Raw genomic sequence first — 18,845 nt, 5'->3', positions numbered from 1 at the left:
ACGATCCGGGGCGACGGGCTCCGATCACGCGATACTGCGCAGCCACTCGGTCAGCGGATCGTAGAGCAGCGCGCGCGCGCGGCCGCCGACCATCATCCCGACATGCCCGGCGGCGAGGTCGTGGCGCGAGGTGAGCCCGATCGCGGTGGCCGCGGGAGTGATGCGATCGGTGAGCGAGACGAACTCGGTGGCGGGGCAAGGTAATGCGCCAGGGTCGACCGGTCGACCGCCGACCCGCCAATCGCCGCGCCCCGGTCGGTCTTCGGCGAGCAGAGTTTCGAACAGATCAGCCCCTGCGGCATAGGTCAGCGGCGCGCCGCCGTTCGCCCAATCCTCCAACTGGATGAAGTCGGCGGTGCGTTCCGGGGGCATTGTCGCAAAGGCGGCATATTTGGCGATCGTCCGCGTCGGGTCGAGCTGCCAGAAGGCGGTCTGGAGCACCTCCATCGGCAGCACGCCCAGCGCCTGCGCCCCGGGCGCGACCTGTGCCCAGAGCGCGGCAAGCGCGGCGCGGGCTTCGTCGCCATAGCCTGCGAACCGCCATGGTGCGGCAATGGTGGCGACACCGGCGACGCGGCCCGGCGCAGCAGCGGCAGCGGCGGCGAGCGCGAGCGTGCCGCCGAGGCAATAGCCGACCAGCAGCGCCGGTCGGTCGAGCCGCCCGAGCAACGGCAGCAGGCGACGCGTCACATGGCCGGCAAGATCGAGCCCGGCGTCCTGTGCGCGCGGCGTACCCCAATCGACCAGCCACGGGTGGAAGCCCGCAGCGGCGAGATGCACGACGAGCGAGCGACCGGGCGCGAGGTCGAGCACCCAGTGCGGGTTAATGAGCGAGGGCACCAGCACCACGGGCACGCCGTCGCTGCCCCGTGCGCCGTCGCGCAGTCGGGCAGCGCCGCTGCGGTAGCGGATCGGTCGCATCCGCCGCCGTTTGCGCGGAGCTTCCTGAAAGCGGCGCAATCCGGCGAGCGCGGCGGCGGCGCGTTGCGGCGATGTTGCAGTTTCGCGGCGCAGCATGTCCAGGAACAGCGGCAGCGGCCGTGGGCCATATCCAGCGTGTTGCAGCGCCACATTTTGTGCAATACCACGAACGGGTTCGGTCACGGGGATCTCGCGGGATGAAGAAGCAGCATGGTACCGACGGCGTGGTCGTCATCAAGAAATACGCCAATCGTCGGCTCTACAATACCGAAAGCTCCTCCTACATCACACTGGAACATCTCGCGGCGATGACGCGCGAGGGTCGTGAATTCAAGGTCGTGGATGCCAAGACCGACGAGGACATCACGCATAACGTCCTCACGCAGATCATCATGGAGGCCGAGAGCCGCGGGCAGACGATGCTGCCGGTCAATTTCCTGCGTCAGTTGATCGCGCTGTACGGCGATTCGATGCAGGCGATGGTGCCGGACTATCTGGACGCGTCGATGGACAGCTTCCGCCGCAACCAGGCACAGTTCAAGAACGCGGTCGAGGGTGCGTTCGCGGGATCGCCCTTCGCGGAGATCGCAAAGCGCAACCTCGAAATGTTCGAGGCCGCGGCGCAGGCGTTCAAGCCGCCGGTGGCGGCGGCCCCGGTGGCGGCGGGCGGCAAGGACGGCGAGATTGCGGCGCTCAAGGCGGAGCTGGCGCAATTGCGGGACAAGGTCGACAAGCTGGGGGATTGAGCGGGGGTTTTACGCGACCGCCGTTGCTCTGAGTTTGTTTGAGGGCGGGGCGCGAGGCACGTGCTTCGACAAGCTCAGCACGAACGGTGTGGGTGCGGCGCGCCCGTTTTGGCAGGCTCAGCGCGAGTGGTGTGGGTGAGGCGCGTCCATAGAGGCAGGCTCGGCATGGACGGGCTTGCGAAGATTTGGTCGATCCGGTTTGAACCATCCCTGTCGTTCCCCGGCGAAGGCCGGGGTCCAGTTGCGATGGCCAGAATGATGAAACGCGACGCGTATCAGCAGCGTCTCCCAACTGGGTCCCGGCCTTCGCCGGGGTACGACCTCAGCTTTGATGGATCACAACTTAAGCTTCAGGTGGGTCGCACTTCGACCCTGACATATTTCCGGCACCCGCTTCTCACTTCTGTCGGCAAGAAGCGGGGCCGACGATCAAATCCTTGGCGTCGAGATCAGCGTGGCTTGACGAATTTGAGCGTCATGCGGTCGCTTTCGCCGATCGCGGCGTATTTGGCGCGGTCGACGTCCTTGAGCGCGTAGCTGGGGAGCGTCCAGACGCCGCCGGACCAGTCGGCGGTGTCCTTCGGGTTGGCGTTGACCTCCGACTTGCCCGCCAGCTTGAACCCGGCGGCGGTCGCGAAGCCGATCACGCTGCTCGGCTTCATGTAACCGCTCTTCTCTTCGGCGGCGGAGTCGCGTGCTTCGGGAAGGCGGTGCTCGACGACGCCGAGCGTGCCGCCGGGCTTGAGCATACGGTACATCGCCGCGAACATCTGCCGCGCCTGATCCTCGCCGCCGAACCGCCAGTTGTGGACGTTGCGGAAGGTGAGCACGACATCGGCGCTGCCATCGGGCACGGTCGGCTGACCGGCCTGCGCAGGCAGTGCGGCGAGCTGGACCTTGCCATAGGTCGCAGCGTCCTTGCCCTCGAGCGCGCGGACCGCGTTCAGCCCCTTCTCCCACGGCCCCGCGGCATAATAGCGTCCGCGGGCGGCGGTGAGCGGCGCGAGGATCTCGGTGTACCAGCCGCCACCCGGCCAGACCTCGACGACGGTGTCGGTCGGCTTCACCCCGAAGAAGGCGAGCGTCTCGGCAGGGTGGCGGTAACGATCGCGCGCGATATTGGCGGGGGTGCGCGTCGGCGCGGCGACCGCGGCGGCGATCGGCGCGGGCGCGCGTGGGGCGGCGACCGCGACGGCGGGTAGCGCGAGCAACAGGACGGGAGCGAGACGATGCATGGACGTAAACCTCTCCGCGATTGGATGCGCCGGAGGCTGACGCGGCGATGAGCGATGCGCAAGACCTGCTGTATGTTGTTGTGGGCGCAGCGCTCTTCGTTGCGGTGTTCGCCGGGTGGCGCGAGCATCGTCGTCGCGGGCGCGCGGAGCCCGACGCGGTCGGCTGGGTCGACTGGACCCTGGTGCAGGTGATCGCGGTGATCGTGGCGGCGATCGCGGGCTGGATCCTGCTAAAGGCTTGAAAGCGAACCGGGAACCACTGCCGCCGCACCGGGTTTTTGTCGGGATCGAAGGCCCATATCGCGACGGTTTCCTACGCCCCGGCACAGGTTCGCGTCACCAGATCGGTTCGGCAGCCTTCACCCGTCACGACAGGTGTACGCATGAAGCCAGATATTTGTACGATGGCGCCGAACGTCAGCGCCGATGACGGGCTGGTCACCGTATTGTCGCGGTGTGGGGCCAGCTACAACCTTACCGCCGAGGCCGCGATGCGGCTGAGCGAGGAACTGGTGCGCAGCGCCGCGCGCGCACGCGGCCAGCAGCGGATGAGCGAGCCACGCGCCGACGAGGGTGGCCGGTCGCGCTGACGCCGCCGGCCGTGCGTCATTGCTTCAGCCGGGCAGGGGGCCGTGGCGCGGCGTGACGGTCGCGACGATCACCGCGGCGGCTGCACGACCCATCTCATCCTCGATCGTCACCCGCCAATGTCCTTCCTCGGCGTAATGGGGATGGTCGGCGAGGTAGCGGCCAAGTTGCTGGATGGCCTGGTTGCGAGCAGCGGACAGATCCGCGCACTCGATCGTGGTGCATTCCGACTCGCGGCCGGCGAAGATGATGGTGAAACTCGGCATCGCGACCCTTTGCTCTTTCCGTGACGCTAACGATCGGGGCTGCAGGTCGATACCGGCTGCTATTTGATCGAGGTCAATAGAACTTCCGCAAGGTCAGCGTGCGGCGACGGCCCGCGCAATCGTCGAGCGTGACGACGCGCCCCGCGGCGCCGGCGGGCCAGCCGGCCAGCTGGTTGCGGGCGTAAGCGGCGTCGATCCGTGTGCCGTCGACCGCGCAGATCGTGTCGCCCTCCCGCCAGCCGTTGCTCGCGGCGGGGCTGCCGCGCATGACGTGGAGGACACGCAGCCGCTCGCCGGTCATCGCGAGCAGCAGCCCGCTGGTCGAACGCAAGGTCGGCGCGTCGGTTTGCGGGGTGGGGCCGAGCAGCATGTGGCCGGCGGCCGGGTCGAGCAGCACGCGGTAGCGCTGGAGGAACCCCGATCCGATCCGGCCCGCGACGCCGATCGTGTCGGAGAAGCCGCCGGCCGGTTCGACGCGCACCTCGACATCGCGCGCGACCGCATCGCCGATCCGCAGCGCCGGCACGATCGCCATGTCGCTGACCACCGCGCCGGCGAGGCCGAACGAGACGGTGGTGGTTACCGGGCCGGCGGCGGCGCGGGCGGTCGCCCAGGCGGCCGGGCCGAGCGTGATCGCCGAGCCGTCGCCGGTGTCGACCACCATCGGCGTCAGCGTCGCGCCCGCCGCGCCGATCGCGCTGACATAGACCATCCGGTCCGGCGCGATCGACAGGGGGGCGGTGACCCCGGCGAACGGGCGGCTGCCGCTGCGCAGCAGGCGGAAGCGGCGCGCCTGATAGTCGATGTCGAGCGCATAGGGCGCGGTGAGGTCGCGTCCGACGAGCAGGTCGACCGCCAGCGCGCTGCCGGTGGCGGCGGCGGGCAGATCGGCGACGGCGAGGCTGCCGCCGCGCCGCGTCACGGCACCGATCGCGACCGCGCGCGTCTCGACCCGCCCGATCGCGACGCTGCCGCCGATCACGGTCGCGCGACCCTCGGCACGGACCGGGAGGCGGTAGGCTTCGGCGAAGCGGCGCGCGAGGACCGAATAGCTGACGCCGGTGTCGAGGATCGCGGTGACGGGGCGCCCGTCGACCGCCATGGTGAAGCGGATCTGGTTGCCGGGGGTCAGGTCGAACGGGATCCAGCGACCTTCCGCATCGGCGGCGAGCGTCGACCGACCGACCCACGCCGCGCGGGGTTCGGGCAGCGGCGCGGCGGCGAGCGCCAGCGACAGGAGCGACAGGATCGGCACGCGGACGGTGTAGCGGATCGGGCGGGCGTGTCACGGGTGGGGTGGGTGTTGGCGCGCGTTCCCGTCATCCCGCGGGGGCTAAAGTTCTGCGCGGTACTTTCTAGACCTCTGCGAACGGGCGGGACCATGACTTTCTGACACCGTTCCCCGGCGGAGGCCGGGGTCCAGGTGGGTAGGGCTTTCAGATAGTTACGAGCGTCTCCCAACTGGGCCCCGGCCTTCGCCGGGGAACGGGAAGCAGGGGTGTCGTCCTCTCGGGAATGACGGAAGCGACGCGCTCTTACAGGCACGCCTCCAGATATGCCTGATCGAAGCCGAACTGCTTGGCCTTGTCGATCGTGTAGGGGCGCAGGCCCATCGAGCGATATTCGCCGATGATCTTTCCGTCGGCGCTCTCGTCGAGATATTCGAACTTGAACAGCTCCTGCGTGACGATCACCGGGCCTTCCATCCCGATCACCTCGGTCACGTTGGTGACGCGGCGGCTGCCGTCGCGGAGGCGCTTGACCTGGATGATCATGTCGACGCTGTCCGCGATCTGGCGGCTGATCGCTTCCTTGGGCACCTTGATGTCCGACATCATCACCATGTTCTCCATACGCGCCAGCGCCTCGCGCGGGGAGTTGGAGTGGAGCGTGCACATCGAACCGTCGTGGCCGGTGTTCATCGCTGCGAGCATGTCGAAACACTCGCTGCCACGAATTTCGCCGAGGATGATGCGGTCCGGACGCATACGCAGCGCGTTCTTGACGAGGTCGCGGATGCTGATCTCGCCCTGCCCCTCGAGATTGGCGGGTCTGGTTTCGAGCGGTAGCCAGTGCGGCTGTTGCAGGCGCAGCTCGGCGGCGTCCTCGATCGTCAGCACGCGTTCGCCGGGGTCGATCATCTTCGACAAAGCGTTGAGCATCGTCGTCTTGCCCGAGCCGGTGCCGCCCGAGATGACGATATTGAATCGCGAGGCGCCCGCGACCTTCAACGCCGTCGCCATCTTCGTGCTCATGCTGCCGAAGCCGGCCATCATGTCGAGCGTGATCGGCTTGGCGGAGAATTTGCGGATCGAGATCGCGGTGCCGCGCAGCGAGAGCGGCGGGACGATGACGTTGACGCGGCTGCCGTCCTTGAGCCGCGCATCGGCGAGCGGCGTGGTCTGGTCGACGCGACGGCCGACCGAGTTGCAGATGCGCTGTGCGATCTGGAACAGATGCTCTTCGTCGCGGAACTGGATCTGCGCCATCTCGAGCTTGCCCTTGCGCTCGACGAAGGTCTGGTCGGGGCCGTTGACCATGATGTCGCTGATCTCGGGATCGGCGAGCAATTCCTCGAGCGGCCCGAGACCGAGCAGTTCGTCGACCAGCACCTTTTCGAGCGCGAATTGTTCGCGGCGGTTGAGCGTCAGCTTCAGCTCGGCGAGCACCTCGCCGATGATCGGGCGGAATTCCTCCGCCAGCTCGTCCTTGCCCAGCGTCGCGGCCGCCTCCGGATCGACGCGCTCCAGCAGGCGCGGGAGCACCTGCTCCTTGATCTTGTGGATCGACGCCTCGAAGCCTTCCATGCGGCTCGCGCCCTGCTCGCCGGTGGCGTTCTGACGATCCGACAGCCGCTGCATCGCATCGACCTGACTCTGCGGAGTCAGCGGATCGAGCGCGGCGAGTGCGTCGAGCGGCGCGGCGATCTCTTCGGATTGATCGTCGCGCGCGGCCTGGCCCGGCTGGACGTGCATCGGACGTGCGACGCCGAAACCGCCGCGCACCCCGCCGTTGTTGCCGCCGCTACCCATGCCGCCATTGCGGCGTCCGAACGCGTTCATCGACCCTGATCGTCCTCGAATTGGCTCGACGACGATCGCTACTGCGCAAGCCTTTCGAATTGGCTAACCAACTGAAGTTGCATCGACATGCAGCAGGGTGCGGAACGCGGTGCGGCGCAGGTCGCGCGGCAGCGCGGCGTCGGTCGCCACCGATGTCGCGCGCTCGACGAGGTCGCCGGCCCGCGCGCTGAAGGCGCGATCGCCGGCCAGCAGCGTGGCGGCCGGAAAGGCGGCGCGAAGGCCGGCTTCCGCTTCGTCGAACGCGAACCGGCACCAGCCGCGCGCGGTCGCGGCGATCAGCAGCGACCCGGGTGGGGCCGAAGCGAGCGTCCAATAGATCGTCTCTCCCGCGCCGCCCGTCGCCGCCGCCTGTGGCGTCATCCCGAGTCGGGCGGCATCGGCGTAGAAGCGGCTGGGCGCCGCATAGCCCGCGGCATAGACCGCGGCGGTCACCCCATCGGTGCCGCGCAGCGCCGCCAGAACACGATCGGCCCGGATCGTGCGCGCGAAGGCGGCCGGGGTGACGCCGGTCAGCCGATGGAAGAGCCGGTGGAAATGGTGCGGGGCGTAACCGACCGACGCGGCCAAGACGGCCAGCGCTGGCGGCGCGTCTCCGCCGAGCAGCGCGGCGGCGGCGATCATCGCCTGTCGATCGCGCGCGACCGAATCGGGCAGGCAGCGGCGGCACGCGCGGTAACCGGCGGCGCGCGCCGCCGCGGCGTCGGGCAGGAAGGCGACGTTCTCGCGGCGCGGACGGCGCGCGGCGCAGCTCGGCTTGCAATAGATATGCGTGCTGTGGACCGCGACCACGAAGCGCCCGTCGAAGGCGCGATCACGCCGGGCGAAGGCGTCCCATGCGGTGTCGGAGTCGATCGTCGCGCTCATGCCTTATTGTCTACGTCAGAGCGGGGCGCGCCGCATCCCGCGGCTTGCGTTCAAAGCCCCGGCGCTGACATCGCAAAGGTTTCACTCCGGTTGCATCGCGGTTCCCCCTTTGCTACGCGCGCCGTACCCAAGCGAGGCGCACCCGGTGTGCGCCATCCGTTCGCATGGGTAGGCACCCTTGGGTCATGACGAGGAAAGTGAATCGCGTGGAGAGTTCCAGCGGTAATCAGGGCAGCAGCATTCAGGCCGGCCTAGGCGGCCGGTACGCGAGTGCGCTGTTCGATGTGGCGGTGGAGGCCCGTGCGGTCGATCGCGTCGAACAAAGCCTGATGGCGGTGCGCGATGCGCTGGCCGCATCGAGTGACTTCGCGGAGCTGGCGGCTTCGCCGGTGATCGCGCGTGGCGCGGCGGTGAAGGCGGTGCTCGCCGTCGCCGACGAACTGGGGCTCGACCCCACGACGCGCAGCTTCCTCGGCGTGCTGGCGGAAAACCGCCGGCTGTCGGCGTTGCCCAAGATCATCCGCGCGTTCCGCGCAATGGCTGCGCGGCATCGTGGCGAGACCACTGCCGAGGTCACCAGCGCGCACCCGCTGACCGCCGAGCAGGTCGACGAGCTGAAGCAGCAGCTTCGCCGCCGCGTCGGTCGCGAGGTCACGGTCGACCTGTCGGTCGATCCGCAGATCCTGGGCGGCCTGGTCGTCCGCATCGGTTCCCAGATGATCGATTCGTCGATCCGCACCCGTTTGAATGCGCTTGCCAGCGCGATGAAAGGCTGAGTTGATGGACATTCGCGCCGCAGAAATCTCCCGCGTCATCAAGGACCAGATCGCCAATTTCGGCACCGAGGCGCAGGTTTCGGAAACCGGGCAGGTGTTGAGCGTCGGTGACGGCATCGCGCGCATCTATGGCCTCGACAACGTCCAGGCGGGCGAGATGGTCGAGTTCGCCAATGGCGTGCAGGGCATGGCGCTGAACCTTGAGGCCGACAATGTCGGCGTCGTGATCTTCGGATCGGATTCCGAGATTCGCGAAGGCGATACCGTCAAGCGCACCGGCACCATCGTTGACGTGCCGGTCGGCAAGGGGCTGCTCGGCCGCGTGGTCGACGGTCTCGGCAATCCGATCGACGGCAAGGGCCCGATCGCCAGCGACCAGCGCAGCCGCGTCGAGGTCAAGGCGCCGGGCATCATCCCGCGCAAGTCGGTGCATGAGCCGGTGCAGACCGGGTTGAAGGCGATCGACGCGCTGGTGCCGGTCGGCCGTGGCCAGCGCGAGCTGATCATCGGCGACCGCCAGACCGGCAAGTCGGCGATCGCGATCGACACCTTCATCAACCAGAAGCAGGCGAACGCCGGCACCGACGAATCGAAGAAGCTGTACTGCGTCTATGTCGCGGTCGGCCAGAAGCGCTCGACCGTCGCACAGCTCGTCCGCACGCTCGAAGAGAATGGCGCGATGGAATATTCCATCGTCGTTGCCGCGACCGCGTCGGACCCTGCGCCGCTGCAGTTCCTCGCGCCCTATACCGGCACCGCGATGGGCGAGTATTTCCGTGACAACGGGATGCACGCGGTCATCGTGTTCGACGACCTGTCGAAGCAGGCCGTCGCGTATCGCCAGATGTCGCTGCTGCTGCGTCGTCCGCCGGGCCGCGAAGCCTATCCGGGCGACGTCTTCTATCTCCACTCGCGCCTGCTGGAGCGTGCGGCGAAGATGAACGAGGCGAACGGCTCGGGCTCGCTGACCGCGCTGCCGATCATCGAGACGCAGGCGGGCGACGTGTCGGCCTATATCCCGACCAACGTGATCTCGATCACCGACGGCCAGATCTTCCTCGAAACCGACCTGTTCTTCGCGGGCATCCGCCCGGCGATCAACGTCGGCCTGTCGGTCAGCCGCGTCGGTGGCGCCGCGCAGACCAAGGCGATGAAGAAGGTGTCGGGTTCGATCAAGCTCGAGCTGGCGCAGTATCGCGAGATGGCGGCGTTCGCGCAGTTCGGCTCGGACCTCGACGCCTCGACGCAGAAGCTGCTGAACCGCGGTGCGCGGCTGACCGAGCTGCTGAAGCAGCCGCAGTTCAGCCCGATGCCGTTCGAGGAGCAGACCGTCTCGATCTATGCGGGCACCAACGGCTTCATCGACAAGGTGCCGGTGGCGGACGTCAACCGCTACGAAGCGGCGATGCTCAGCTACATGCGCGCCGACCATGCGGACGTGCTGACCGCGATCCGCGACAGCCGCGAGCTGGGCAAGGACACCGAGGGCAAGCTGAAGGAAGCGCTCGGGCAGTTCGCGAAGACGTTCGCGTAAAGGCATTTAGCCCTCTCCCCGCTGGGGAGAGGGTTGGGTGAGAGGCCGGTGTCTCAGCGAGACGACGCTCTCTGCGAGGCACCGGCCCCTCACCCCGGCCCTCTCCCCGACGGGGAGAGGGAGAAGAAGGACCCAAATGGCAAGTTTGAAGGCCCTCAAGATCCGCATCGGCTCGGTGAAGTCGACGCAGAAGATCACCAAGGCGATGAAGATGGTCGCCGCTGCCAAGCTGCGCCGTGCGCAGGAGGCGGCGGTTGCGGGGCGTCCCTATGCCGAGCGGCTGGAGGGCGTCGTCGCCAGCCTCGCGCGTACGGTCGGCGTCGGTGCGTCGCCGCTGCTGGCGGGCACCGGCAAGGATCAGGTGCATCTGCTGGTCGTCGCGACCTCGGAGCGCGGTCTGGCGGGGGCGTTCAACACCAACATCGTCCGCGCCGCACGCCGCAAGGCCGAGGAGCTGGAAGCCGCGGGCAAGACCGTGCGCTTCTACATCGCCGGCAAGAAGGGGCGCGTGATGAAGCGCTTCTACCCGACCGGGATCGTCGCGGATCATGACCTGTCGGACATGAAGACCGCGAGCTTCGACGCCGCCAAGGACATTGCCGACGACCTGATCGCGCGCTTCAAGGCCGGCGAGTTCGACGTCGCGCATCTGTTCTACGCGCGCTTCCAGTCGGCGCTGGTGCAGGAGCCGATGGGGGCGCAGATCATCCCGGTCGCGATCCCGGAAGTGAAGGGCGCCAAGGCGTCCGACGCAACGGTGGAATATGAGCCGAGCGAGGAAGCGATCCTCGACGATCTGCTGCCGCGCAACGTCGCGATCCAGATCTTCCGCGCGCTGCTGGAGAATGCCGCCTCGGAGCAGGGCAGTCGCATGACCGCGATGGATAATGCGACCCGCAACGCCGGCGACATGATCAAGCGGCTGAGCATCCAGTACAACCGCGCGCGTCAGGCGGCGATCACGACCGAGCTGGTCGAGATCATCTCGGGCGCCGAGGCACTGTAAGTTACGTCACCGTCCCTCATCACGAGGGATGCCGTATGTTAAAGCAGACAGAAACCCCCGCCGTTGCCGGGGCGACGAAGAGGTAAGACAATGGCCACCGTCCTAGAGGATCGCCCGACTCACCTTACGGGCCAGACCAACAACACCGGCCGCATCAGCCAGGTGATCGGCGCGGTGGTCGACGTGCAGTTCGACCAGCAGCTGCCGGCGATCCTGTCGGCGCTGGAGACTGAGAACAACGGCGTCCGGCTGGTGCTCGAGGTTGCGCAGCACCTCGGCGAGAACACCGTCCGTACGATCGCGATGGACGCGACTGAGGGGTTGACCCGCGGTCAGAAGGTCACCGACACCGGCGCGCAGATCCTGATGCCGGTCGGCCCGGCGACGCTGGGCCGGATCATGAACGTCATCGGCGAGCCGATCGACGAGCGTGGCCCGATCGCGACCGACCTGCGCGCGCCGATCCACGCCAAGGCGCCGGACTTCGTCGACCAGTCGACCGAGAATGCGATCCTCGTCACCGGGATCAAGGTCATCGACCTGCTCGCGCCATACGCGAAGGGCGGCAAGATCGGCCTGTTCGGCGGCGCGGGCGTCGGCAAGACCGTGCTGATCCAGGAGCTGATCAACAACATCGCAAAGGGCCATGGCGGTACCTCGGTGTTCGCGGGCGTCGGTGAGCGGACCCGCGAGGGCAACGACCTGTATCACGAATTCCTCGACGCGGGCGTCATCGCCAAGGATTCCGAGGGCAATGCGATCAGCGAGGGCTCGAAGGTCGCGCTGGTGTACGGCCAGATGAACGAGCCGCCAGGCGCGCGTGCGCGCGTCGCGCTGTCGGGCCTGGCGATCGCGGAATATTTCCGCGACCAGGAAGGGCAGGACGTGCTGTTCTTCGTCGACAACATCTTCCGCTTCACGCAGGCGGGCGCGGAAGTGTCGGCGCTGCTCGGTCGTATCCCGTCGGCGGTGGGCTATCAGCCGACGCTGTCGACCGACATGGGTGCGCTGCAGGAGCGGATCACCTCGACCAACAAGGGGTCGATCACCTCGGTGCAGGCCGTCTACGTTCCCGCGGACGATCTGACCGACCCGGCGCCGGCGACGTCGTTCGCGCACCTTGACGCGACGACGGTGCTCAACCGCGCGATCTCGGAGCTGGGCATCTATCCGGCGGTCGATCCACTCGATTCGACCAGCCGCGTGCTGGAGCCGCGCACTGTCGGGCAGGATCACTATGAGACGGCGCGTGCGGTGCAGGCGACGCTGCAGAAGTACAAGTCGCTGCAGGACATCATCGCGATCCTCGGGATGGACGAGCTGTCCGAAGAGGACAAGTTGACCGTCAGCCGCGCGCGCAAGATCCAGCGCTTCCTGTCGCAGCCGTTCCACGTCGCCGAGGTGTTCACCAACATTCCCGGCAAGTTCGTGCAGCTGGAGGACACGATCCGCAGCTTCAAGGCGGTCGTGAACGGCGAGTACGATCACCTGCCGGAAGCGGCCTTCTACATGGTCGGCGGGATCGACGAGGCGATCGCGAAGGCCGAGAAGATGGCCAAGGAGGCGTAAGCTTCCGCCTGTAGCCCTCTCCCTTGGGGAAAGGGTTGGGTGAGGGGCGGCCACGCACGTTGTCGCGTGTTGCATGGTCGCCGTCCCCGCTACCCCTCTCTCCGGAGGGGAGAGGGAGTTAAAGGTCAAGATCATGCTGCATTTCGAACTCGTCACGCCGGCACGCCTGCTCATCTCCGAGGACGTTCACATGGTGACCGTGCCGGGGACCGATGGCGATTTCGCCGTGCTGGAAGGCCATGCGCCGTTCATGTCGACGATCCGCGACGGTGCGGTGCTGGTGCAGAAGACGCCGGGTGGCCAGCCGGAAACGATCGCGATCCGCGGCGGTTTCGCCGAGGTCAATGCGCGCGGGTTGACCGTGCTTGCCGAGCACGCGGGGTAAGCGTTTAGACGTGCTGTCATCATTGCACGCGTAGCGATGCGATCCAGGGTGTCGTGATCCGGCTCTGGATCGCTTCGCTGTGCTCGCAATGACGACGGGGCGGGTCGGCTTGCATCGAAGCCGGGCGTTCGAAGGGAGAAGCGGGGTTCCGGGTTGAGCTTGGACCGACGGTGCAGGGGCGGGATGTCTCTGGCCAACGAGGGTCCGGCGCTACTTTTCCCCGTCGTCGCCATCCTCCTGTTTCCCATCCAGCGTTGCCGCGATCGCGTCGATCGCCGTCTTGTCCTTGCCGTCGATCGCGGCCAGCACGACCCCCGCCATCGTCCCCAAAGCGCCGCCGTGCGGATCATAGGCGACGCGGCGCAGCGCCGGGATCGCGGCGCTATAGTCCTTCTTGCGGATGTGCATCGCGGCGACCTGCATCGCCAGTCCGGTGTCGAACGGCGCGAGCGAGAAGGCGTAGTCGAGGCCCTTCTCCGCATTCGGGCTCATCGGTCCGCCGGAACTGCGCAGCGCCTGATAATAAGCGACGAGCGGCCATGGGTCTTCGGCATCGAGGTGGTTGGCGGTGATGAACCATTGCCGCACCGCCTTCCAACGGGCGGCATCGGTAACATGCTCCTTCTCGGCAAGTCCGGCCTGCGCCATGCCGCGATAGATCAACGCCTTGCGTGATTTCGGATCGGCAGCGAGCGCACGCGCTGCCGCGGCATCCGCAGCGGCATAGGCGCCGGTGTCGTATTCGGCCTCGGCGAGCGCCACCTGCACCGCCGGATCGTTCGGCCAGTCGGCGGCGATCTTACGCGCGGCGATAGCGACGGCGGGCGCTGTCTTTGCATTCACGCCGCGCGTCGAGCGGAGCACCACCGGCATGATCGCCGCCTCACCGGGCGTCAGCGCGCGCGTCTTCACCGGCTCGATCGGTAGCGCCTCGATCTTCAAACCCAGCAACGGCAGCGCCTTGCGCGCGTAATTGTTGAGCGCGCTGTCGAGCTTGCGCGGGTCGCCGAGCAGGGCCGCCTTGCTCTTCGGATCGCCGCCTTCCTCAAGCGCCTTGAGATAGGCGGCCAGTTGCGGGCGGCGCTCGTTATTGAGCAGTAGGTAATGGGTGAGCAGCCACGACCGGCCGTAGAAGACCTGCTTCTGATTCGGGTCGAGCCGCTTGTCGCTGGGCGACATGGTCAGCAGGTCGCGCATCGGCAGCATCTGATCGTCGATCAACCCGTAGGCACGGTAGAGCGGCGGCGCGCCGATTATCAGTCGCTCGGGCTCGAACACCATCGTCGCGTTGAATTCGGCGAAACCCTCCACGAACCACGCCGGAAAGGGCCGATCGCCCCAGAGCGAGAACATGAAATGGTGCGCATATTCGTGGAGCAGCACCGCCTGCGGGGTCAGCGCGAGCTTGCCCGTGTCGTTGGTCATGCGCGGCACGAACGCGACCGGGCCGGACAGCCGCGGCATGTAGACGCCGGCCATGTCGCGGTCGCCGAGCAATTTCTGCAAGGCCCCGATATCCTTGACGACGAAGACGTGCACGCGCTGGGTCGGACTGAATGCCGGATCCTCCAGGCCGCGCATCACGCGCATCGCCTTGTCGAACCGTTCGAGCCGCGTGGCGAACTCGGTCACCTTGTCGGGCTCATCCTCCGAATAGACGACGAAGTGGCGCGACGACGCCTGTTGCCACGTCGCGGCCGCCGGTGTGGCGACCCCCAGGGCCAGCGCCACCGCTGCCCACAACCTGCGCATCATCGACCCCCGTCCGTCTTCCCCGCGCGCAGCGTACGAGCCGCGCGCGAAGCGTCAAGGGACGCGGATCAAGCGTCTTGGAATTGCAGGCTCGCCAAGCGCGCGTACAGGCCGCCGGCGCCGATCAGCGCGGCATGGCTGCCCTCCTCGACGATTCGGCCGCCGTCCATGACGACGATCCGCGAGGCGGCGCGGACGGTGGCGAGGCGGTGCGCGATGACGATCGTCGTGCGCGACGCCATCAGCCGTTCGAGCGCGTCCTGCACGAGCCGCTCGCTCTCGGCATCGAGCGCGCTGGTCGCCTCGTCGAGCAGCAGGATCGGTGCGTCGCGGAGCAGCGCGCGCGCGATCGCCACGCGTTGCCGCTGGCCTCCCGACAGTCGCGCACCGCCTTCGCCGAGGAAGGTGTCGAGCCCCTCGGGTAGCGCGCGGAGGAAGTCGGCGGCATTGGCCGCCTCTGCCGCAGCCCAGACCTGCGCGTCATCGGCGTCCCAGCGGCCATAGCGCAGATTGTCGCGCGCGCTGGTGCCGAAGATCACGGTGTCCTGCGGCACCATCGCGATCCGCGCGCGGACCGCGGCGGGATCGGCGCGGGTGAGGTCGACGCCGTCGACCAGCACTTCACCGCGCGCCGGTTGGTAGAAATGCTGGAGGAGCTGGAACAAGGTCGACTTGCCCGCGCCCGATGGGCCGACGACCGCCAGCGTCTCGCCGGGGGTGACCTCCAGCGTGAAGTCGTGGAGGGCGGCGACGTCAAGGCGGCTAGGGTAGCGGAACTCGACGTTGCGGAAGGCGACGCGGCCCTGCGGCGGCTGCGGCAGCGTGACCGGGTGGGCAGGCGGCGCGATCTCGGGGCGTTCGGCGAGCAATTCGCTCAACCGCCCCGCCGCGCCCGCGCCGCGCAGCAGATCGCCGTAGACTTCAGTCAGCGCGCCGAACGAACTTGCCACGATCGCGCCGGTCAGCACGAACTGCGTGATCGCTCCGCCCGACAGCCGTCCCGCCGCCACATCGTCCGCGCCCTCCCACAGGACCATCGTGATCGCGCCGAAGATCAGACCGATGACGATGGCGGTCATGATCGCGCGGAGCGCCACGCGCTTGCGTGCCGCGGCCATCGTCGCCTCGACCGCGTCGGCGAAGCGCGCACCCTCGCGCGCTTCCTGTCCGAAGGCCTGAACGATCTTCATCGCGCCCAGCGTCTCGACCACGATCGCGCCGACGTCGGCGACACGGTCCTGCGATGCGCGCGACAATCCGCGCACGCGTCGCCCCAGCAAGGTGATCGGCGCGATGATGAGCGGGATGCCGGCCAGCAGCAGCGTGGCGAGCTTGGGCGAGATCACGAACAGGTAGATCAGCCCGCCGATGCCGACGAAGGTGTTGCGCAGCGCGATCGACAGCGTGCTGCCGACCACCGTCTCGATCTGTCCGGTGTCCGACGTCAGTCGCGAGGCGATCTCCGACGGACGGTTCGATTCGTAGAAGGACGGGCTGAGCGTCATCAGGTGGCGCTGCACCTCGGTGCGGATGTCGGCGACCACGCGCTCGCCGAGCCAGGCGACGAAGTAGAAACGTACCGCGGTGCCGATCGCCAGCACCGCGACGATCATCAGCATGTAGTGGAAGGAGGCGGCGACCGATTCGGGTGAGGCGCCTCCGGCAAAGCCGCGATCGATCACGCGCCTGAACCCATAGGGGATCGCCACCGTCGCCGCGGATGTGATCGTCAGCGCGGTCAATGCGGCGGTAATCTGTCGCGGGTATTTGCGGGCATGTCGAAAGACCATCGCCAGATTGCCGAGGTGACGGGAAGGGGCGACGTCGGAAGCGCTGGCCATGCGCGGGGCCTAGCAGCGCGGGCGGCGCCGCTCAACGTATCGCTGGTGCGCGGCGACCAGCGGGCCCGGAATGGGACTGCAATCGTTGCAGTCGCGTTGCAACCGGCGAAGTTGCTATAGGCGCCGCACCGGCGGGGCCGGGGAAGGAAGACGCGAATGTTGTACGACGCCTATGAATTCCAGCGTTCGTGGCTGGCCTCGGCCAGTGCGATGGCGACGGTGGGCGCCAACTGGCTGAACAATCCGTCGAATCCGTTCGCCTATCTTGGCGGCGGCCCGGTGATGGCATCGGCGCTGGAGGTGTTCGCGCACGCATCGGCATCGCGCGGCAAGCCGCCGTTTGGATTCGAGAAGACGATCGTCGACGGTCGCGAGGTGGCGGTGGTCGAGGAGATCGTGCTGCAACGCCCGTTCGGGCAGCTGAAGCGCTTCCGTCGCGAGGGCGTCGAGGGCGGGCCGCGGCTGCTGATCGCCGCGCCGATGTCTGGGCACTTCGCGACCTTGCTGCGCGGCACGGTCGAGCGGATGCTGCCGGTCGCCGACGTCTATATCACCGACTGGCGCGACGCGAAGCTGGTGCCGACGCGCGACGGGCGGTTCGATCTCGACGATTATATCGATTATCTGGTCGCGTTCCTCGAAGCGATCGGGCCGGATCAGGACGGCGCGGCGGACGGGGCGCATGGCGCGCACATGCTGGCGGTGTGCCAGCCGTCGGTGCCGTGTCTCGCCGCGACCGCGTTGATGAGTGCCGACCGCAACCCGTGCCGTCCGCGCACGCTGACGATGATGGGCGGCCCGATCGACACCCGCCAGGCGCCGACCGCGGTCAACACGCTGGCGACCGAGCGGCCGTTCGCGTGGTTCGAGCAGAACGTCATCGCGACCGTGCCGCTGCTGTATCCGGGCGCGGGGCGGAAGGTCTATCCGGGCTTCCTGCAGCTTTCGGGGTTCATGACCATGAACCTCGGCAATCACATGATGAGCCATTACGAGCTGTTCAAACATCTCGTCACCGGCGACGACGACAGCGCGGAGGCGACCAAGCGCTTCTACGACGAATATCGTTCGGTCTGCGACATGACGGCGGAATTCTACCTGCAGACGATCGACACGGTCTTCCAATCGCACAGCCTGCCCAAGGGTGAGATGATGCACCGTGGACGCCTGGTCGACACGGGGGCGATCATCGACGTCGGGCTGCTCGCGATCGAGGGCGAGCGCGACGATATCAGCGGGCTGGGGCAGACGAAGGCGGCGCTGACGATCGCGGGCGCGCTGCCGGAGGAAAAGAAGCGCTATTACATGGCCGAGGGTGTCGGCCATTACGGCATCTTCAACGGCTCGAAATGGCGTAACCGGATCGCGCCGGTCGTCGAGGAATGGATGGCGGCGAACAGCTGATGCGAAACGGGCCGGTCGCTGCTGGCGACCGGCCCGTTGATCTCTTCGTCATCCCTGCCCATGCGGGGGCGACGGGTCAGGCGGGGCTGTTCTCGGCCGTGGTCTCGACCTTGGCGTGGCTGCCTTCCTCGCCGGCCTTGATCGTGCCGCCGAACAGCATCTTCACACGCCCCGACAGCGACAGGTCGGTCTCCCACAGTTCCGCGGATTCGACATCGATGCGGAGCAGCGCGAGGTTGGGGTCGTTGCGGCCTTCCGGGAACCACGCTTCGGCCTGCTTATTCCAGAGCTTGTCGATCTGCGCCTGATCGTTGTCGATCCGCGCATTACCGTCAAGGCAGGCGAAGAAGTCGTGCCCCTTCGACACATATTGCGCCATCACGCGCCCACCGCTGGCGAGCCGGTTGGTCTTGCCGATGAAGAAGAACAGCGTGTCGACCTGATCTTCGTCGAGTTGTGCGGTCAGCGGTTCGTGGTGGGCGTGACCGTCCGCCGGGCCGACCATCACGAACGGGCTGTCGGCCATCTTCTTCCAGAGATCCTGCTTCAGCTTCTTCGGATCGGTGTTGGCATCGGCCATATCGCATCTCCTGTTCGGTTCGACGGGAGAACGAGAGGCACGGGCATTGGTTGCGCGGTCGTTGCGTGGCCGTCATGATCTCGCGCGGCGGCAATCCTACTGCCGCCATGAGGAAGTGAACTATGACGTTTGCCGACTTGTGCATGTTCCTCGGCGTTTTGATCGCCTTCGCGACACTGGTCGTGCGGATGATCGAGGCGGCGCGGCAGTAGCGCACGGGCGGGGCTCGGGTAGCAGCTCGGGCCCCAAACGCATTTGAGCCCCGACTGTAGCAGCAGCCGGGGCCCACATGAGG

The 18,845-nt window shown here is 67.4% G+C and carries 18 protein-coding genes; 9 read left to right on the top strand and 9 right to left on the bottom strand.

All coding sequences use genetic code 11. The features are described from left to right. Positions 1–24: 24 nt before the first annotated feature. Entirely contained in the window at positions 25–1,017 is a 993-nt protein-coding gene (locus tag QP166_RS15850) for an alpha/beta fold hydrolase (protein ID WP_443027256.1), read from the bottom strand. Positions 1,018–1,118: 101 nt separating this feature from the next. Here QP166_RS15850 and phaR point away from each other — a divergent pair, with 101 nt between their 5' ends. After that, positions 1,119–1,667, top strand: a complete 549-nt coding sequence (phaR, locus tag QP166_RS15845; RefSeq protein ID WP_333916777.1) for a polyhydroxyalkanoate synthesis repressor PhaR — start codon at positions 1,119–1,121, stop codon at positions 1,665–1,667. A gap of 449 nt (positions 1,668–2,116) precedes the next feature. Here phaR and QP166_RS15840 read toward each other — a convergent pair whose 3' ends face one another. Next, entirely contained in the window at positions 2,117–2,902 is a 786-nt protein-coding gene (locus QP166_RS15840; RefSeq protein ID WP_333916776.1) for a class I SAM-dependent methyltransferase, read from the bottom strand. Between the two features lie 47 nt (positions 2,903–2,949). On the opposite strand from QP166_RS15840, the gene QP166_RS15835 reads away from it, so the two are divergent. After that, a complete protein-coding gene (locus tag QP166_RS15835) occupies positions 2,950–3,144 on the top strand; it encodes a hypothetical protein (protein ID WP_333916775.1) in 195 nt (64 codons plus the stop codon). Between the two features lie 141 nt (positions 3,145–3,285). Further along, positions 3,286–3,492, top strand: a complete 207-nt coding sequence (locus tag QP166_RS15830; protein WP_333916774.1) for a hypothetical protein — start codon at positions 3,286–3,288, stop codon at positions 3,490–3,492. A 24-nt stretch (positions 3,493–3,516) separates the two neighbouring features. Here the strand turns inward: QP166_RS15830 and QP166_RS15825 are convergent, their stop codons facing one another. The 4 genes from QP166_RS15825 to QP166_RS15810 all read right to left on the bottom strand — a co-directional run bounded on the left by QP166_RS15825 (position 3,517) and on the right by QP166_RS15810 (position 7,703). After that, on the bottom strand, positions 3,517–3,756 hold the full coding sequence (locus QP166_RS15825; RefSeq protein WP_333916773.1) for a DUF6894 family protein: 240 nt from the start codon (positions 3,754–3,756) through the stop codon (positions 3,517–3,519). A 73-nt stretch (positions 3,757–3,829) separates the two neighbouring features. Further along, on the bottom strand, positions 3,830–5,011 hold the full coding sequence (locus tag QP166_RS15820) for a retropepsin-like aspartic protease (RefSeq protein WP_333916772.1): 1,182 nt from the start codon (positions 5,009–5,011) through the stop codon (positions 3,830–3,832). Positions 5,012–5,291: 280 nt separating this feature from the next. Next, positions 5,292–6,818 (bottom strand): CpaF family protein, encoded by a 1,527-nt coding sequence (locus QP166_RS15815; protein ID WP_333916771.1) that lies wholly within the window; start codon positions 6,816–6,818, stop codon positions 5,292–5,294. 63 nt (positions 6,819–6,881) lie between these two features. Continuing rightward, on the bottom strand, positions 6,882–7,703 hold the full coding sequence (locus QP166_RS15810; protein ID WP_333916770.1) for an Ada metal-binding domain-containing protein: 822 nt from the start codon (positions 7,701–7,703) through the stop codon (positions 6,882–6,884). A 206-nt stretch (positions 7,704–7,909) separates the two neighbouring features. On the opposite strand from QP166_RS15810, the gene QP166_RS15805 reads away from it, so the two are divergent. The 5 genes from QP166_RS15805 to QP166_RS15785 all read left to right on the top strand — a co-directional run bounded on the left by QP166_RS15805 (position 7,910) and on the right by QP166_RS15785 (position 12,973). Next, positions 7,910–8,479 carry a F0F1 ATP synthase subunit delta gene (locus tag QP166_RS15805; RefSeq protein ID WP_443027222.1) on the top strand — a complete coding sequence of 190 codons (570 nt, stop codon included), beginning with the start codon at positions 7,910–7,912 and terminating at the stop codon, positions 8,477–8,479. Between the two features lie 4 nt (positions 8,480–8,483). Beyond that, a complete protein-coding gene (atpA, locus tag QP166_RS15800) occupies positions 8,484–10,013 on the top strand; it encodes a F0F1 ATP synthase subunit alpha (RefSeq protein WP_333916768.1) in 1,530 nt (509 codons plus the stop codon). 136 nt (positions 10,014–10,149) lie between these two features. Beyond that, complete coding sequence (locus QP166_RS15795) at positions 10,150–11,019, top strand: F0F1 ATP synthase subunit gamma (protein ID WP_333916767.1); 870 nt, start codon at positions 10,150–10,152, stop codon at positions 11,017–11,019. Positions 11,020–11,109: 90 nt separating this feature from the next. Continuing rightward, positions 11,110–12,588, top strand: a complete 1,479-nt coding sequence (gene atpD / locus QP166_RS15790) for a F0F1 ATP synthase subunit beta (RefSeq protein ID WP_333916766.1) — start codon at positions 11,110–11,112, stop codon at positions 12,586–12,588. A 130-nt stretch (positions 12,589–12,718) separates the two neighbouring features. Then, a complete protein-coding gene (locus QP166_RS15785) occupies positions 12,719–12,973 on the top strand; it encodes an ATP synthase F1 subunit epsilon (RefSeq protein ID WP_184039176.1) in 255 nt (84 codons plus the stop codon). A gap of 210 nt (positions 12,974–13,183) precedes the next feature. Here the strand turns inward: QP166_RS15785 and QP166_RS15780 are convergent, their stop codons facing one another. Together QP166_RS15780 and QP166_RS15775 are read right to left on the bottom strand one after the other, a co-directional pair. Further along, positions 13,184–14,728, bottom strand: coding sequence for a hypothetical protein (locus QP166_RS15780; protein ID WP_333916765.1), 1,545 nt, complete (start codon positions 14,726–14,728; stop codon positions 13,184–13,186). A gap of 65 nt (positions 14,729–14,793) precedes the next feature. Then, on the bottom strand, positions 14,794–16,566 hold the full coding sequence (locus tag QP166_RS15775; RefSeq protein WP_333916764.1) for an ABC transporter transmembrane domain-containing protein: 1,773 nt from the start codon (positions 16,564–16,566) through the stop codon (positions 14,794–14,796). A 156-nt stretch (positions 16,567–16,722) separates the two neighbouring features. On the opposite strand from QP166_RS15775, the gene QP166_RS15770 reads away from it, so the two are divergent. Further along, positions 16,723–17,970, top strand: a complete 1,248-nt coding sequence (locus QP166_RS15770) for a polyhydroxyalkanoate depolymerase (RefSeq protein ID WP_333916763.1) — start codon at positions 16,723–16,725, stop codon at positions 17,968–17,970. A gap of 76 nt (positions 17,971–18,046) precedes the next feature. Here the strand turns inward: QP166_RS15770 and QP166_RS15765 are convergent, their stop codons facing one another. Continuing rightward, on the bottom strand, positions 18,047–18,550 hold the full coding sequence (locus QP166_RS15765) for a pyridoxamine 5'-phosphate oxidase family protein (RefSeq protein ID WP_333916762.1): 504 nt from the start codon (positions 18,548–18,550) through the stop codon (positions 18,047–18,049). Positions 18,551–18,845 lie beyond the last annotated feature (295 nt).

It is taken from the genome of Sphingomonas sp. LR60, assembly GCF_036855935.1.
Lineage (GTDB): Bacteria > Pseudomonadota > Alphaproteobacteria > Sphingomonadales > Sphingomonadaceae > Sphingomonas.
Note: the sequence above shows the minus strand (reverse complement) of the source record. Positions and strands in the feature narration are given on the sequence as shown.

What these genes read in the sequence shown, in the direction of transcription:
- QP166_RS15850 (WP_443027256.1), bottom strand. Translation starts at nt 1,017, where the DNA reads ATGCTGCGCCGCGAAACTGCAACATCGCCGCAACGCGCCGCCGCCGCG.
- phaR (WP_333916777.1), top strand. Translation starts at nt 1,119, where the DNA reads ATGAAGAAGCAGCATGGTACCGACGGCGTGGTCGTCATCAAGAAATAC.
- QP166_RS15840 (WP_333916776.1), bottom strand. Translation starts at nt 2,902, where the DNA reads ATGCATCGTCTCGCTCCCGTCCTGTTGCTCGCGCTACCCGCCGTCGCG.
- QP166_RS15835 (WP_333916775.1), top strand. Translation starts at nt 2,950, where the DNA reads ATGAGCGATGCGCAAGACCTGCTGTATGTTGTTGTGGGCGCAGCGCTC.
- QP166_RS15830 (WP_333916774.1), top strand. Translation starts at nt 3,286, where the DNA reads ATGAAGCCAGATATTTGTACGATGGCGCCGAACGTCAGCGCCGATGAC.
- QP166_RS15825 (WP_333916773.1), bottom strand. Translation starts at nt 3,756, where the DNA reads ATGCCGAGTTTCACCATCATCTTCGCCGGCCGCGAGTCGGAATGCACC.
- QP166_RS15815 (WP_333916771.1), bottom strand. Translation starts at nt 6,818, where the DNA reads ATGAACGCGTTCGGACGCCGCAATGGCGGCATGGGTAGCGGCGGCAAC.
- QP166_RS15810 (WP_333916770.1), bottom strand. Translation starts at nt 7,703, where the DNA reads ATGAGCGCGACGATCGACTCCGACACCGCATGGGACGCCTTCGCCCGG.
- atpA (WP_333916768.1), top strand. Translation starts at nt 8,484, where the DNA reads ATGGACATTCGCGCCGCAGAAATCTCCCGCGTCATCAAGGACCAGATC.
- QP166_RS15795 (WP_333916767.1), top strand. Translation starts at nt 10,150, where the DNA reads ATGGCAAGTTTGAAGGCCCTCAAGATCCGCATCGGCTCGGTGAAGTCG.
- atpD (WP_333916766.1), top strand. Translation starts at nt 11,110, where the DNA reads ATGGCCACCGTCCTAGAGGATCGCCCGACTCACCTTACGGGCCAGACC.
- QP166_RS15780 (WP_333916765.1), bottom strand. Translation starts at nt 14,728, where the DNA reads ATGATGCGCAGGTTGTGGGCAGCGGTGGCGCTGGCCCTGGGGGTCGCC.
- QP166_RS15775 (WP_333916764.1), bottom strand. Translation starts at nt 16,566, where the DNA reads ATGGCCAGCGCTTCCGACGTCGCCCCTTCCCGTCACCTCGGCAATCTG.
- QP166_RS15770 (WP_333916763.1), top strand. Translation starts at nt 16,723, where the DNA reads ATGTTGTACGACGCCTATGAATTCCAGCGTTCGTGGCTGGCCTCGGCC.
- QP166_RS15765 (WP_333916762.1), bottom strand. Translation starts at nt 18,550, where the DNA reads ATGGCCGATGCCAACACCGATCCGAAGAAGCTGAAGCAGGATCTCTGG.